Origin of the sequence: Pseudomonas sp. ENNP23 (assembly GCF_001728945.1) — a bacterium.
Classification (GTDB): domain Bacteria; phylum Pseudomonadota; class Gammaproteobacteria; order Pseudomonadales; family Pseudomonadaceae; genus Metapseudomonas; species Metapseudomonas otitidis.
The window spans coordinates 19,025-34,078 of the sequence record NZ_LYSP01000045.1 but is presented as its reverse complement, the minus strand read 5'-3'; the positions used below and the strand labels follow the sequence as shown (position 1 = coordinate 34,078).

Genomic DNA, 15,054 nt, shown 5'->3' with positions numbered 1-15,054 from the left:
TGCGAAACAAGGGCGCCCGAGTGGCGCCCTTTTTCCTGTCCGGAAATCAGGCGTTGGCGGCCGTCGTTGGTTTGAGCAGCGTGCGGAAAGCGGAGAAGGGTAGGGGGCGGCTGAACAGGTAGCCCTGGTAGAGGTAGCAGCCTTGCTGCTCGAGGAATTCCAGTTGCTCGGGCTGCTCCACGCCTTCGGCCACCATGCCCAGGCCAAGGCTGCGCGCCATGGCGACGATGGCGCGGATGATCTCGGCGTCATTGGGGTCGTTGGTGGCGTCGCGGACGAAGGACTGGTCGATCTTCAGCACGTCCACCGGCAGGCGCTTGAGGTAGGTGAGGGACGAGTACCCGGTGCCGAAGTCGTCCATGGCGAAGCTCACGCCGAGCTTCTTCAACCGGCGCATCTTGCCGATGGTGTCGTCGATGTTCTGGATCACGATGCCTTCGGTGACTTCCAGCTTGAGAACGCGGCGGGGCAGGTGGCTGTCGGCCAGGCTTTTCTCGATGCGTTCGACGAAGTCATTCTGGCGGAACTGCCGGGGGCTGATGTTGACGCACAGGCTGAAGTCGCTCGGGTCAATCAGGCCATCGGCGATCAGTGTGGCGCAGTTGCGGCAGGCTTCTTCCAGTACCCAGTTGCCCACCTCCAGGATCTGTCCGCTTTCCTCCAGCACCTGAATGAACTGGCCTGGCGATTGCGGGCCCAGGGTCGGGTGTACCCAGCGCAACAGGGCTTCGGCACCGACGATGCAGTTGCTGCGGGCATCCACCTGGGGTTGGTAGTGCAGTTCGAACTCGCTGCGGGCGAGCGCCAGGCGCAGGTCGTTCTCCAGGCGCAATCGCTCGCTGGCCGCTTCCTGCATGGTGGAGCGAAACAGTTGGATGGCATTGCGCCCCGAGTCCTTGGCCCGGTAAAGCGCAATATCGGCACGCTTGAGCAGGTCGGCCGGGGTCTGGCCGTGGTCCGGGATCAACGCAATACCGATGCTTGGCGTCACCTGCAGGTGGTGGCCGTCCAGCAGCATCGGCTCGGCCAGCAGTTTGCGCAGCTTGTCGGCGATAAGGCGGACCTGGCGCGTCACGTCCGAGCGCTTGCCCTCCAGGCCGCTGAGCAGCACCACGAACTCGTCACCGCCCAGGCGTGCCACGGTGTCTTCCAGGCGCACGCTGGCTTCGAGGCGCGCGGTGACCATCTTCAGCACGGCGTCGCCCACCGGGTGGCCGAGGGAGTCGTTGATGTGCTTGAAGTGATCCAGGTCGAGGAAGAGCAGGGCGCCGCGCAGGCCGTGTCGCTTGAGCAGGGCGATCTGCTGGGTGAGGCGGTCCATCAACAGGGCGCGGTTGGGCAGGTTGGTCAGCGGGTCGTGGTAGGCCAGGTGGTGGATCTGCGCTTGAGCGTCCTTCAGGGCGCTGATATCCCGCGCGGTGAGCAGCAGGCAGGCCTTGCCGTCCAGCTCGATGCGCTCCACCGACACTTCCACCGTCTTGGTGTGTCCGTCGCGGTGGCGACCGACCATTTCCAGGTGCAGCGCGCGGCCGTCCCGGTCCAGCACTTCCAGCAGCCGGCGGCGCTCGGCCGGGTCCGACCAGATCTGCATCTCGCCGGCGGTACGGCCGATCACCTCCTCCGCGCTGTAGCCGGTGAGGCGGCAGAAGCCTTCGTTGACCTCGATGTAGCGGCCGCTTTCCAGGTCGGTGATGGTGATGGCATCCGGCGAGCTGTGGAATGCTTTGGCGAATTTCTCCTGACTGGCCTTGAGCGCGGATTCCGCCTGCTTGCGCTCGGTCACGTCGCGGAAGGTGGTAGTGATGCACAGCTGCCGTTCGACGCGGATAAAGCGGCTGGAGACCACGCAGGTGATCGGTTTGCCGGAGCGCTTGAGGTAGTGGGCCTCGACATTGTCCAGGCTCTTTTCCCGCATCAACTGGGCGGAGAGTTGCTCGCGTTGCTCCAGGTCGGCCCAGAAATGGATCTCGGGGGCGCGACGGCCGACGATCTCTTCCGGTTTCCAGCCGAATACCTCGGTGAAGCTGGGGTTGATCTCGATGAAGGCGCCGTCGCGCAGGCGGGTGACGCAGATCGGGTCCGGGCTGGCCTGGAACAGGGTGGAGAACTTCTCCTCCGAGGCCGCCAGGCGCTGCTCGCGGCGCACGCGCTCGGTGATGTCCATGAGCGTGCCCGCCATGCGCAGCGGGGCCCCGTTGGCGTCGTAGTAGAGCTTGGCGGTGCTCTCCAGATAATGCACCTCACCATTGGCGAAGCGTGAGCGGTAGATCAGCTCATAGCGCGTCTGGCGGCCGTCCTGCAGGTCCTGATAGGCCTTGCGCATCGTGCGGCGGTCCTCGGCGGGAACGCTGGCGAAGAACAGGTGGAAGTCGCCGTCGAAGGGCTCCGGTGGCAGCCCGTGGAGGGCGGAGGCGCGCGCCGAGCCATGCAGCCGCCCGCTGGGGATGTGCCAATCCCAGGTGCCCAGGTCCGCTGACTCCAGGGCCAGGGCCAGGCGTTCCTGGCTGTCGCGCAGGGCGCGCTCCTGGGCGCGCACTGTGGTGATATCGCGCACGGTGAGGACCAGGCAGTCGCGCCCCTGCAATTGAATCTGGTCGCCGTAGATCAGGTTGGTGCTGGTGGTGCCGTCGCGGTGGCGGAGTTCCACTTCCACGCCCATCAGCCGGCCATTCTCGTCTTGGCTGAGCAGCATCTGCCGGCGTTGCTCGGGGTCGATCCACAAGCCCAGCTCTGCAGAGGTGCGCCCAATGGTCTCGGCGTTGGTCCAGCCGAACTGGCGGGCGAAGCTGGGGTTGGCCTCGATGAACAGCCCGCTCTCGCGCTCGGTGATGACGATGGCGTCCGGCGAGCTGTGGAAGGCCTTGGCGAACTTCTCCTCGCTGGTGCGCAGCGCGGCTTCGGCCTGCCGACGCTTCGTGGTGTCGAGGAAGGTGCTGATGAAGAAGGCCTCGCCGTCCAGCTCCACGTACTGGGTGGACAGCACGCCGTCGAGCAGGCGGCCGGCGCGGGTGCGCATCTGCACTTCCTGCACCACGGGTTCGCTGGAGCCGGGGCCGATGCGATAGAGGTGCTCGCGCTGGCGGGTATCGACCCAAAGGTTCAGTTCCAGCGTGTTGCGCCCGATCACTTCGGAGGAGGGCCAGTCGAACAGTGTTTCGAAGTGCTGGTTGGCCTCGGTGATGCGGCCGTCCTTCACGCGCACCAGCATCACCACGTCCGGGCTGAGCTGGAACAGGGTGGAGAAGCGCCGTTGCGAGCTGGCCAGGGCTTCGTCACGTTCCTGCTGGGTGGTGACGTCACGGATCACGCCGATAACGTGGCGACGGCCATCGTCGTCCTGCTGCAGGCTGCCGCTGATCTCCAACCAGTGCAGGCTGCCGTCGGGCCAGCGAATGCGGTGCCGGTAGGCGTGGGAAATGGGGCGGTTCTCCAGCACCAGCCTGAACAGGTCGATGATCCGGTCGCGGTCGTCCGCCGGGATCAGTTCCATGTAGTCGACCCGCTGCGCCAAAGGTACCCGGGGGTCGAAGCCGAACAATGCCTGGGCGCCCCGTGACCAGTTGACCCGGCCGCTGGCCAGGTCCCAGTCCCACGCCCCCAGTCGCGCGCCGTTAAGCGCGGCGATCAGGCGCGGGGCGTCCTGCCAGCTCTGTTCGAACTCGACCGGGTCCAGGGCGGGTATGAAGGGCAGCGGGGGGCTATCGGAAGATTGGGTCATGGCGCCTGGGTCTGTCAGGAGGGTACGAATTGGCGCGGTTGAGGCCTGGAACCGAGGCAGGCATGGGAAGGCCTTTTCTTATCGTTATGGCCTTCACGTTAGCCCCAGCCCCCCGGATCAGGCAAGCGGGGCGCGCTGCCCATCCAGCAGGACCATGAAAGCCCGGGCGGCGTTGGAGAGGGTGCGGTCGGTATGGAAGATATAGCCGAGCTGACGGCTCAGTTGGATGTCCTGCAGCGGCAGGCGCACCACCTGCTCGTCGAGCATGGTGCGCGGCAGCACGCTCCAGGCCAGGCCGATGGAAACCATCATCTTGATGGTCTCCAGGTAGTTGGTGCTCATGGCGATGTTCGGCGTCAGGCCTTCCGCCTCGAACAGGCGGCGGACGATGTGGTGGGTGAAGGTGTTGCCGCCGGGGAACACCGCCGGGTGCTTGGCGACGTCGGCGAGGAAGATGGTCTTGTCGCGGGCCAGCGGGTGTTCGGGGGCGGCGACGAAGTCGAGGGCGTCGTCCCACACCGGCACGGCCTGGACCGGGTCGGCGGTCTCCGGGGCCAGGGTGATCACCGCCAGCTCGGCGCGGCCGTGGAGGATCTCCTCATAGGCCACTTCGGAGTCGAGGAACTGGATGTCCAGCGCCACCTGCGGGTAGGCGCGGGTGAAGGCACGTAGCAGCGGCGGCAAACGATGCAGGCCGATGTGGTGGCTGGTGGCCAGGGTGAGCCGACCGCTGATGTCGCCGGACAGGTTGCTCAGTGCGCGGCGGGTATCGTCCAGCACGTTGAGGATCTGGTAGGCGCGGGGGAGGAGGGCGCGCCCGGCTTCCGTCAGCCCCACCTCGCGACCCAGGCGGTCGAACAGGCGGACGTTCAGTTGCTGCTCCAGTGAGGCGATGCGCTTGCTCACGGCCGGCTGGGTGAGGTGCAGGCGCTCACCGGCTTCGGAGAAGCTGCCGGTCTCGGCGATGGCGATAAAGGCATTGAGGCTGGCGAGGTCCATCGGTATCGGCTCCTGGCGGCGACGGCAGATGCATCGCGGGCGTATTCCGGTGCCTGTCGGCTTCCGGGTTTTGGATTCCTGTCAGGAATCCTTCGGATAAAAAATATGAATTTGAGTTATTCAATGCAAGCCCCTAGCATCCCCACACGAGCCAAGGGGCCTTTGCAGAGCCCCCGCATAGAAACACGCCGATGAGGAAAGTCCGATGGCTGGCAAGACGCTCTACGACAAGCTCTGGGAATTGCATGAGGTGAAGCGCCGCGACGATGGTTCGTCGCTCATCTACATCGACCGTCACATCCTCCACGAGGTGACCTCGCCCCAGGCCTTCGAGGGCCTGCGCCTGGCCGGTCGCAAGCCGTGGCGCATCGATGCCAACATCGCCACCCCGGACCACAACGTCCCCACCACCACCGCCGAGCGCAAGGGTGGCCTCGAGGCTATCGCCGACGAGGTGTCGCGCATCCAGGTCAAGACCCTGGACGAGAACTGCGATGACTTCGGCATCCTCGAATTCAAGATGAACGACGTGCGCCAGGGCATCGTCCACGTGGTCGGGCCGGAGCAGGGCGCCACCCTGCCGGGCATGACCGTGGTCTGCGGCGACTCCCACACCTCCACCCACGGTGCGTTCGGCGCTCTGGCCCACGGCATCGGCACCTCCGAGGTGGAGCATGTGCTCGCTACCCAGTGCCTGGTGGCCAAGAAGATGAAGAACATGCAGGTTCGCGTGGAGGGCCAGTTGCCCTTCGGCGTCACGGCCAAGGACATCGTCCTCGCCGTGATCGGCAAGATCGGCACCGCCGGTGGCAACGGCCATGCGCTGGAGTTCGCCGGCAGCGCGATCCGCGATCTCTCCATGGAGGGCCGCATGACCCTCTGCAACATGGCCATCGAAGCCGGTGCCCGCGTCGGCATGGTGGCGGTGGACGAGAAGACCGTTGCCTACGTCGAGGGTCGACCCTTCGCGCCGAAGGGCGCTGACTGGGACAAGGCCGTGGTCGCCTGGAAGGACCTGGTATCTGATGCCGACGCCCACTTCGACACCGTGGTCGAGCTGCGTGCCGAGGACATCAAGCCCCAGGTCAGTTGGGGCACCTCGCCGGAGATGGTCCTGGCCGTCGACCAGAACGTGCCGGACCCGGCCGTCGAAGCCGACCCGGTCAAGCGCGACTCCATTGTCCGCGCGCTCAAGTACATGGGCCTGAACGCCAACCAAGCGATCACCGACATCCGCCTGGATCGCGTGTTCATCGGTTCCTGCACCAACTCGCGGATCGAAGACCTGCGTGCCGCCGCCGCCGTCGCCAAGGGCCGCAAGGTCGCATCCACCGTCAAGCAGGCGCTGGTGGTGCCGGGCTCCGGCCTGGTCAAGGCCCAGGCCGAGCAGGAAGGGCTGGACAAGATCTTCATCGAGGCCGGCTTCGAATGGCGTGAGCCGGGCTGCTCCATGTGCCTGGCGATGAACCCGGACCGGCTGGAAAGTGGCGAGCATTGCGCCTCCACCTCCAACCGCAACTTCGAAGGGCGCCAGGGCGCGGGCGGCCGTACCCACCTGGTGAGCCCGGCCATGGCCGCCGCCGCTGCGGTGACCGGCCACTTCATCGACGTCCGTGAATTGATGCAGGCCTGAGGAGCAGAGTCATGAAAGCCTTTACCCAACACACCGGCCTGGTCTGCCCGCTCGATCGCGCCAACGTCGACACCGACCAGATCATCCCCAAGCAATTCCTCAAGTCGATCAAGCGCACCGGCTTCGGCCCCAACCTGTTCGACGAGTGGCGCTACCTGGACGTGGGCCAGCCCAACCAGGACAACTCCAAGCGCCCGGTGAACAAGGACTTCGTGCTCAACTTCCCGCGCTACCAGGGCGCCAGTGTGCTGCTGGCCCGCGAGAACTTCGGCTGCGGCTCCTCCCGCGAGCACGCTCCCTGGGCGCTGGATGAGTACGGCTTCCGCGCGGTCATCGCGCCGAGCTTCGCCGACATCTTCTTCAACAACAGCTTCAAGAACGGCCTGCTGCCGATCGTGCTGAAAGATGAAGAGATGGATGAGCTGTTCGAGCAATGCGAGGCCACCGAGGGCTACCAGTTGACCGTCGACCTGGCGGCCCAGACCGTGACCCGTCCGGATGGCAAGTCCTATGCCTTCGAGGTGGACGCCTTCCGCAAGCATTGCCTGCTGAACGGCCTCGACGACATCGGCCTGACCCTGCAGGACGCCGACGCCATTCGCACCTTCGAAGCCGGCTATCGCCAGCGCCAGCCCTGGTTGTTCCAGGACTGATCAGCCAGAGGAGGCTCACCATGACCACCAGCCAGCATGAGGATGTGGTCCAGCGCCAGTTCGGCAGCCAGGCCACCGCCTATCTGAACAGTGCCGTTCACGCCCAGGGCGAGGAGTTCGTCCTGCTGCGGGAGACGGTGGCGGCTGACGCCGGCGCCCGGGTGCTCGACCTGGGCTGCGGTGCCGGTCATGTGAGCTTCCAGGTCGCCGAGTTCTGCGACGAGGTGGTGGCCTACGACCTGTCCGCCCAGATGCTGGACGTGGTCGCCCGCACGGCCGCCGAGCGCGGGCTGGACAACATCCGCACCCAGCAGGGCGCTGCCGAGCGCCTGCCGTTCGATGACCAGGCCTTCGACTACGTCTTCAGCCGCTATTCCGCCCACCACTGGCGGGATGTCGGTCAGGCCCTGCGCGAGGTACGTCGGGTCCTGCGTCCGGGCGGCGCGGTGTGCTTCATCGATGTGGTCGCGCCCGGCCTGCCGTTGCTGGATACCCACCTGCAGACGGTGGAAGTGCTGCGCGACACCAGCCATGTGCGCGATTATTCACCCTCCGAATGGGCACGGCTGGTCGGCGAGGCCGGGCTGGTACTGACTGCTTCCAAGCGGCAGCGCCTGCGGCTGGAGTTCGCCACCTGGATCGAGCGCATGCGCACGCCGGACGTATTCCGCGAGGCCATCCTGGCATTGCAGCGCTCGGTGGGCGACGAGGTGCGCGAGTATTTCGAGATTGCAGCGGACGGCTCCTTCAGCACCGATGTGCTGGTGCTCTGGGCCGAGCGCTGAACACTGAACACCCCGGCGCCGAGGCGCCGACAAATGAATGACGAGGAAAGCATGAGCAAGCAGATTCTGGTTCTCCCCGGTGACGGCATCGGTCCGGAGATCATGGCCGAGGCGGTCAAGGTGCTCGAGGTGGCCAACGACAAGTACCAACTGGGCTTCGAGCTGGTGCACGACGTGATCGGCGGCGCCGCCATCGACAAGCACGGTGTGCCCCTGGCCGACGAGACCCTGGAGCGCGCCCGCAAGGCCGATGCCGTGCTGCTGGGCGCCGTGGGCGGCCCGAAGTGGGACAAAATCGAGCGTGACATCCGCCCGGAGCGCGGCCTGCTGAAGATCCGCTCGCAACTGGGCCTGTTCGCCAACCTGCGTCCGGCCATCCTTTATCCGCAACTGGCCGAGGCGTCCAGCCTCAAACCGGAAGTGGTCGCCGGGCTGGACATCCTCATCGTCCGCGAGCTGACCGGCGGCATCTATTTCGGCCAGCCCCGTGAGCAGCGCGTGCTGGAGAATGGCGAGCGCCAGGCCTATGACACCCTGCCGTACAGCGAGAGCGAGATCCGCCGCATCGCCCGCGTCGGCTTCGACATGGCCCGCGTGCGCGGCAAGAAGCTCTGCTCGGTGGACAAGGCCAACGTCCTCGCCTCCAGCCAGCTGTGGCGCGAGGTGGTGGAGGAAGTGGCCAAGGACTACCCGGACGTCGAGCTCAGCCACATGTACGTCGACAACGCTGCCATGCAACTGGTGCGGGCGCCGAAGCAGTTTGACGTGATGGTCACCGACAACATGTTCGGTGACATCCTTTCCGATGAAGCCTCCATGCTCACCGGCTCCATCGGCATGCTGCCGTCCGCCTCCCTGGACGCCAACAACAAGGGCATGTACGAGCCCTGCCACGGCTCCGCGCCGGACATCGCCGGCCAGGGCATCGCTAACCCGCTGGCGACCATCCTCTCGGTGTCGATGATGCTGCGCTACAGCTTCAACCAAGGCGCCGCCGCCGATGCCATCGAACAGGCCGTGAGCCGCGTGCTGGACCAGGGCCTGCGCACCGGTGACATCCACTCCCCGGGCACGACCAAGGTCGGTACCCAGGCCATGGGCGATGCAGTGGTCGAGGCCCTGCGTAATCTGTAATCTGTCGGGCCCGCTGCGCGGCAGCGGCCCACTTTTTTCCTGAAAGGTGCAGTTGTCATGAAGCGTGTAGGTCTGATCGGTTGGCGCGGCATGGTGGGTTCGGTGCTCATGCAGCGGATGCTTGAGGAGCGGGACTTCGACCTGATCGAGCCGGTGTTCTTCACCACCTCCAACGTCGGTGGGCAGGGCCCGGCGGTCGGCAAGGACATTGCCCCGCTGAAGGATGCCTACAGCATCGAAGAGCTGAAGACCCTCGACGTGATCCTGACCTGCCAGGGCGGCGACTACACCAACGAGGTCTTCCCCAAGCTGCGCGAAGCGGGTTGGAACGGCTACTGGATCGATGCGGCCTCCAGCCTGCGCATGCAGGATGACGCGGTCATCGTTCTCGACCCGGTGAACCGCAGGGTCATCGACCATTCCCTGGACGCCGGCACCAAGAACTACATCGGCGGCAACTGCACCGTCAGCCTGATGCTGATGGCATTGGGCGGCCTGTTCGAAGCCGGCCTGGTGGAGTGGATGAGCGCCATGACCTACCAGGCGGCCTCGGGCGCCGGCGCGCAGAACATGCGTGAGCTGATCAAGCAGATGGGCGCCACCCACGCAGCTGTCGCCGATGACCTGGCCAACCCCGCCAGCGCCATCCTCGACATCGACCGCAAGGTCGCCGAGACCATGCGCGGCGAAGCCTTCCCCACTGAGAACTTCGGCGTACCGCTGGCCGGCAGCCTGATCCCCTGGATCGACAAGGAACTGCCCAACGGCCAGAGCCGCGAGGAATGGAAAGGCCAGGCCGAGACCAACAAGATCCTCGGGCGCTTCAAGAGCCCGATCCCGGTGGATGGCATCTGCGTGCGCATCGGTGCCATGCGCTGCCACAGCCAGGCGCTGACCATCAAGCTGAACAAGGACGTGCCGATCGCCGACATCGAGGGGCTGATCAGCCAGCACAACCCCTGGGTCAAGCTGGTGCCGAACCAGCGCGAGATCAGCATGCGTGAGCTGACGCCAACTGCCGTGACCGGCACTCTGTCGGTCCCCGTCGGCCGCCTGCGCAAGCTGAACATGGGGTCGCAGTACCTGGGGGCCTTCACCGTGGGCGACCAGTTGCTATGGGGCGCCGCAGAGCCGCTACGCCGTATGCTGCGCATCCTGCTGGAGCGTTGATCGAACCTGGCGCGGGCGGGGCTCGCCCGCGCCAATCGGTCCGATTGCCTGCATACGGGGTGACGGTTAAAGTGCCGCTCCCCGTTTCGCCATAGGCAATGACCATGAGCCCGTCCCTTGAAATCGCCGTGATCGGCGCCACCGGCACCGTCGGCGAAACCCTCGTCCAGCTCCTCGAGGAGCGCGAGTTCCCCGTATCCACCCTGCATCTTCTGGCCAGCATCGAGTCTGCTGGCGCCTCCGTGCCGTTTCGCGGCAAGAACCTGCGCGTGCGGGATGTCGCCGAATTCGATTTCGCCCGTGTCCGCCTGGCCTTCTTTGCCGCTGGAGAGGCCGTTACCCGCAGCTTTGCGTCGCGCGCGTTGCAGGCCGGATGCTCGGTGATCGACCTGTCCGGAGCGCTGGAGCAGGGCGTGGCCCTGGTCGCAGGGGCCAACGACTCGGCCCTGGCGCAGTTGCAGGCCCCGTTCGCGCTGATCAGCCCCAGCCCCTCTGCCGTCGCGCTTGCTAGTGTGCTCGCGCCGTTGGGGGAGGTCCTGACGCCTGAGCGCGTCTGTGTGACGGCGTGCCTCTCGGTATCCAGCCGGGGGCGCGAGGGCGTGAATGAACTGGCCCGCCAGACAGCCGAGTTGCTCAACGCACGCCCCTTGGAGCCGCGCTTCTTCGATCGGCAAGTGGCCTTCAACATCCTCGCGCAGCCCGATGCGGTGGATGGTGAAGGGCATGCACCGCTTGAGCGGCGTCTGGCACGGGAATTGAAGGAAGTTCTCGCTTCGCCCGGGCTGGATATCGCGGCGACCTGCATTCTGGCGCCGGTGTTCTTTGGCGACAGCCTGAGTGTCAGCATCCAGTCCGCTAGGGACGTTGACCTCGATGCCGTTAACGCTGCACTTGAAGGCGCCGATGTACTGGAGTGCGTCGAGTTGGGCGACTACCCCACGGCAGTAGGTGACGCTGTTGGGCAGGATGTGATCTACGTCGGCCGCGTTAGAAAGGGCCTGGAAGACCCGCGTCAACTCAATTTGTGGATTGCGTCAGATAATGTGCGAAAAGGCGCTGCGCTCAATGCCATACAGTCTGGCGAGTTGTTGATAAAACACTATCTGTAAAAGATACTTACCTGAAAATTTGAAGTACTTTTCTAGCTTGACAATACTGATCTGGTTGATCGCTGGCGGGGAAGCGCCAAGCGCGCGTTGTGGCGGCGGTCAATTACCCTCTCGTTCGAGCGAGAAGAAAAGATAAAACAAGGGATTACGCTATGGTTCGGGTTCGCAAACTGGTACTGGCAATTGCGGCAGCTTCGGCTCTGTCTTCCGGCATGGCACATGCCCTCGGACTGGGTGAAGTCACTCTCAAGTCTGCATTGAACCAGCCGCTGGATGCTGAGATCGAGTTGCTCGACGTCCGCGATCTGTCGTCCAGCGAAGTCGTTCCCAGCCTCGCCTCCGCCGAAGAGTTCGGCAAGGCTGGCGTTGATCGCCAGTACTTCCTCACTGACCTCAAGTTCACGCCTGTACTCAAGCCCAACGGTAAGAGTGTGGTGCGCGTGACTTCCAGCAAGCCGGTGCGTGAGCCTTATCTCAACTTCCTGGTGGAAGTGCTATGGCCCAATGGGCGTCTGCTGCGTGAGTACACCCTGCTGCTCGATCCGCCGGCCTACTCGCCTGAAACCGCCGCTGTTGCACCTGCGCTGGCTGCCACCGCGCCGGCTCAGAAGGCTCGCCCGACAGCTTCGCGAGCCTCTGCTTCTGCTGCACAGACCCCGTCTTCAGCGCCGGCTGCTGCCAGCAGCAAGGTTGCGGGGGGCGGTGACTACCGAACCACCAGCAAGGACACCCTGTGGGACATTGCCCAGCGCAACCGCGCCAGTGGCAGCGTCCACCAGGCCATGCTGGCCATCCAGGACCTGAACCCCGACGCCTTCGTCGGCGGCAACATCAACCGTCTGAAGAGTGGCCAGGTCCTGCGCATGCCGACCGAGCAGCAGATCGCCAGCCGTTCCCAGTCCGAGGCAATTGCCCAGGTCGCCGCCCAGAATGCTGCCTGGCGCAGCGGCGGTGCCGTAGCCGATACCGCTGGTCAGCGCCAGCTGGATGCTACCAAGCGCTCGACCGCAGGCGCCGCTCCGGCCAAGGTCGAGAGCAAGGACAGTCTGCGTCTGGTATCCGCCGAGAGCGGCAAGGCAACTGTTGGCAGCGATAAAGGTGCCGCCAACGGTAACGCCAAGGCCCTGGCCGAGAAACTGGCGGTTACCCAGGAAAGCCTGGACACCACCCGCCGCGAGAACGAAGAACTGAAGAGCCGGATGACGGATCTGCAAAGCCAGCTCGATAAGCTGCAGCGCCTGATCCAGCTCAAGGACGACCAGCTCGCCAAGATGCAGGGCGACCTGTCCAAGAAGCCCGAGGCCGCCGCTCCGGCAGCGCCTGCTCCCGCGCCGGCCCCCGCTGCCGAACAGCCTGCACCTGCGCCGCAGCCCCAGGCGCCCGCCGAGGCGGGCGCCCCGGCGACTCCGCCGGCCGGCGCCGCGCCGGACTACAACTACAATCAGGAGCCGGCCGCACCCGATGCGGCCAGCCAGACCCAGAACGAGCAGCCGGCCACAGAGCCGGCTGAAGCCGTTGAGAAGCCCGCTGCCCAGCCGGCCCCGGCCCCGGCCCCGACTCCTGCGCCGGTTCCCCCGGTCGAGGCCGAGCAGCCGAGCTTCCTCGACGAGCTGATGGGCAACACCATGCTGCTGGGGATCATTGGCGGTAGTGCGCTGCTGGTGCTGCTGGTGGTGCTGATGATCCTTTCCCGCCGCAACGCCATGAAGGAGGCCGAGCTGCAGAACAGCCTGGCTGGACAGGATGGCGAAGCCAGCGCAGACAGTGACCTCGACCTGCAGGACAATGCGTTCTCCGGCTTTGATGTCGAGCCCGCTGCGGCGCCTGCCGTCGCGACTCAGGCTGCCGCTGAAGAGCGCGTCACCGCCCAGACCGGAGATGCCCTCAGCGAGGCCGACATCTATATCGCCTACGGTCGCTTCAACCAGGCTGCCGAGCTGCTGCAGAACGCCATCAACGACGAGCCTCAGCGCGCAGATCTGCGCCTGAAGCTGATGGAGGTCTACGCCGAACTGGGTGATCGTGACGGTTTCGCACGCCAGGAAGGCGAGCTGCGTGAGATCGGTGGCGCCCAGGCCGACGTGGATCTGCTCAAGTCCCGCTACCCGGCCATGGCTGCCGTGGCAGCCGCTGGTGCGGGTTTCGCCGCTGCCTCTGCTGCAGATGACCTGGACAGCTTCAGCCTCGACGATCTGACCTTGGACGAACCGGCTGCACCGGCCCAGAAGCCGCAGGACCTGGATGATGCCTTCGACCTGAGTCTCGACGACGAGCTGGATGCGGCGCCTGCAGCCCGTTCTTCTGCCGAAGAGTCCCTGCCCAGCCTCGACGACCTGGACCTGGATGCCGACCTGAGCCTCGACCTGCCGGCCTCCAGCCCGGCCGCTGCCGATGATGACCTTGGCTTTGACCTGGAGCTCGACAGCAAGCCGCTGGCTGATGACAACCTCGCCCTGGGGGACGACCTGGCTGACTTCAGTCTGGACCTGGACGAAGACGCCAAGCCCTCCGCTGTCACGGAAGACGACTTCCTGCTGAGCTTGGACGATGACCTGCCGGCCACTGCCGAGCCCACCAAGCTTGAAACCAGTGACTTCGACCTGCCTTCCGACTTCGACCTGTCCATGCCTGAAGATTCGGCACACGCCGAGCCGCAGACGGACAGCTTCGCCGCCAAGCTGGATGAAGTCACCGCCGAACTGGATCAGCTCGCCGAGAGCCTCGACCAGCCGGCCGAGGAAGCTCCCATCCCGGCACCGGCCCCTGAAGTCGCAGCGCCTGCTGCGGAACTGGAAGGGGACGATGACTTCGATTTCCTTTCGGGAACCGACGAAACCTCCACCAAGCTCGACCTGGCGCGTGCCTACATCGACATGGGCGACACCGAAGGTGCTCGCGACATCCTCGACGAGGTATTGACCGAAGGCAGCGAAACCCAGCAACAGGAAGCGCGCGACCTGATCGCCCGTATCAGTTGATCCATGACACAAGCAGTACCCGCAACGGCAGCCGAAAAGGCTGCCGTTGGCATTTCCAGAATCGCCCTTGGCGTTGAGTACAAGGGTTCCCGCTACCGTGGCTTCCAGCGTCAGATCGCCGGGGTGCCGTCCATTCAGGAATCCCTGGAAAAGGCGCTGACCAAGGTGGCTGGCGGGCATCCCATCACCCTGAGTTGCGCAGGCCGGACCGATGCGCTGGTTCACGCCAGCGGACAGGTCGTGCATTTCGATGCGCCGGTCCCGCGCTCCATGCATGCCTGGACCATGGGCGCGAACATGAATCTCCCCGGCGATATCAGTGTCACCTGGGCCCAGGCCATGCCCGCGCATTTCGATGCGCGCTTCAGCGCCATGGCGCGGCGCTATCGCTACGTCATCTACAGTGACCCGATCCGCCCGGCCCACATGGCCGAAGAGGTGACCTGGAACCATCGCCCGCTTGACGTCGAGCGTATGCGCGAGGCGGCTGCCTACCTGGTGGGCACCCACGACTTCACCTCGTTCCGTGCCAAACAGTGTCAGGCCAAGTCGCCGGTGAAGACGGTCCATCACCTGCAGATCCACGAGCATGGCCGTTTCATCGTGCTGGACGTTCGGGCCAATGCCTTCCTCCATCACATGGTGCGCAACTTCGCCGGCGTGCTCATGGCCATCGGTGCTGGGGAGCGTTCGCCGGCGTGGGCACAGGAAATCCTCGAGAGCCGCTGCCGGCGTACCGGCGGTGTCACCGCGCACCCCTATGGGCTCTACCTGGTAGAGGTGGAATACCCGGAGGAGTTCGAGCTTCCCAAGCGCTACCTGGGGCCGCATTTCCTTTCCTGGATGCCGGAAGACGCAAGCTGACGCTGTAGCAG

At 65.3% G+C, this 15,054-nt stretch carries 10 protein-coding genes; 8 read left to right on the top strand and 2 right to left on the bottom strand.

Translation table 11 applies throughout. The annotated features are described in order from the left end of the window. Positions 1-46: 46 nt before the first annotated feature. Together A9G05_RS21875 and A9G05_RS21870 are read right to left on the bottom strand one after the other, a co-directional pair. The gene (locus tag A9G05_RS21875) at positions 47-3,718 is read right to left on the bottom strand and encodes a PAS domain S-box protein (protein WP_069562953.1); all 3,672 of its coding nucleotides are present in this window, start codon (positions 3,716-3,718) and stop codon (positions 47-49) included. A 117-nt stretch (positions 3,719-3,835) separates the two neighbouring features. Continuing rightward, a complete protein-coding gene (locus tag A9G05_RS21870) occupies positions 3,836-4,717 on the bottom strand; it encodes a LysR family transcriptional regulator (protein ID WP_069562952.1) in 882 nt (293 codons plus the stop codon). A gap of 205 nt (positions 4,718-4,922) precedes the next feature. On the opposite strand from A9G05_RS21870, the gene leuC reads away from it, so the two are divergent. The 8 genes from leuC (at position 4,923) to truA (ending at position 15,043) form a co-directional block, all read left to right on the top strand. Further along, on the top strand, positions 4,923-6,350 hold the full coding sequence (gene leuC, locus A9G05_RS21865; protein WP_069562951.1) for a 3-isopropylmalate dehydratase large subunit: 1,428 nt from the start codon (positions 4,923-4,925) through the stop codon (positions 6,348-6,350). An 11-nt stretch (positions 6,351-6,361) separates the two neighbouring features. Then, entirely contained in the window at positions 6,362-7,003 is a 642-nt protein-coding gene (gene leuD, locus A9G05_RS21860; RefSeq protein WP_069562950.1) for a 3-isopropylmalate dehydratase small subunit, read from the top strand. A 20-nt stretch (positions 7,004-7,023) separates the two neighbouring features. Further along, positions 7,024-7,788: a class I SAM-dependent methyltransferase gene (locus A9G05_RS21855; RefSeq protein WP_069562949.1), complete on the top strand. Its 765-nt coding sequence runs from the start codon at positions 7,024-7,026 to the stop codon at positions 7,786-7,788. A 51-nt stretch (positions 7,789-7,839) separates the two neighbouring features. Next, positions 7,840-8,922: a 3-isopropylmalate dehydrogenase gene (gene leuB, locus A9G05_RS21850; protein WP_069562966.1), complete on the top strand. Its 1,083-nt coding sequence runs from the start codon at positions 7,840-7,842 to the stop codon at positions 8,920-8,922. Between the two features lie 57 nt (positions 8,923-8,979). Next, positions 8,980-10,092, top strand: coding sequence for an aspartate-semialdehyde dehydrogenase (gene asd, locus A9G05_RS21845; RefSeq protein WP_069562948.1), 1,113 nt, complete (start codon positions 8,980-8,982; stop codon positions 10,090-10,092). Positions 10,093-10,196: 104 nt separating this feature from the next. After that, the gene (locus A9G05_RS21840) at positions 10,197-11,201 is read left to right on the top strand and encodes an aspartate-semialdehyde dehydrogenase (protein WP_069562965.1); all 1,005 of its coding nucleotides are present in this window, start codon (positions 10,197-10,199) and stop codon (positions 11,199-11,201) included. Between the two features lie 152 nt (positions 11,202-11,353). Next, entirely contained in the window at positions 11,354-14,179 is a 2,826-nt protein-coding gene (locus tag A9G05_RS21835) for a FimV/HubP family polar landmark protein (protein WP_069562947.1), read from the top strand. A gap of 3 nt (positions 14,180-14,182) precedes the next feature. Further along, positions 14,183-15,043 carry a tRNA pseudouridine(38-40) synthase TruA gene (truA, locus tag A9G05_RS21830; RefSeq protein WP_069562946.1) on the top strand — a complete coding sequence of 287 codons (861 nt, stop codon included), beginning with the start codon at positions 14,183-14,185 and terminating at the stop codon, positions 15,041-15,043. The last annotated feature ends 11 nt before the right edge of the window (positions 15,044-15,054 follow it).

Coding starts and splice junctions, on each gene's coding strand:
- A9G05_RS21855 (WP_069562949.1), top strand. CDS start 7,024: ATGACCACCAGCCAGCATGAGGATGTGGTCCAGCGCCAGTTCGGCAGC.
- leuD (WP_069562950.1), top strand. CDS start 6,362: ATGAAAGCCTTTACCCAACACACCGGCCTGGTCTGCCCGCTCGATCGC.
- leuC (WP_069562951.1), top strand. CDS start 4,923: ATGGCTGGCAAGACGCTCTACGACAAGCTCTGGGAATTGCATGAGGTG.
- A9G05_RS21875 (WP_069562953.1), bottom strand. CDS start 3,718: ATGACCCAATCTTCCGATAGCCCCCCGCTGCCCTTCATACCCGCCCTG.
- A9G05_RS21870 (WP_069562952.1), bottom strand. CDS start 4,717: ATGGACCTCGCCAGCCTCAATGCCTTTATCGCCATCGCCGAGACCGGC.
- A9G05_RS21840 (WP_069562965.1), top strand. CDS start 10,197: ATGAGCCCGTCCCTTGAAATCGCCGTGATCGGCGCCACCGGCACCGTC.
- truA (WP_069562946.1), top strand. CDS start 14,183: ATGACACAAGCAGTACCCGCAACGGCAGCCGAAAAGGCTGCCGTTGGC.
- asd (WP_069562948.1), top strand. CDS start 8,980: ATGAAGCGTGTAGGTCTGATCGGTTGGCGCGGCATGGTGGGTTCGGTG.
- leuB (WP_069562966.1), top strand. CDS start 7,840: ATGAGCAAGCAGATTCTGGTTCTCCCCGGTGACGGCATCGGTCCGGAG.
- A9G05_RS21835 (WP_069562947.1), top strand. CDS start 11,354: ATGGTTCGGGTTCGCAAACTGGTACTGGCAATTGCGGCAGCTTCGGCT.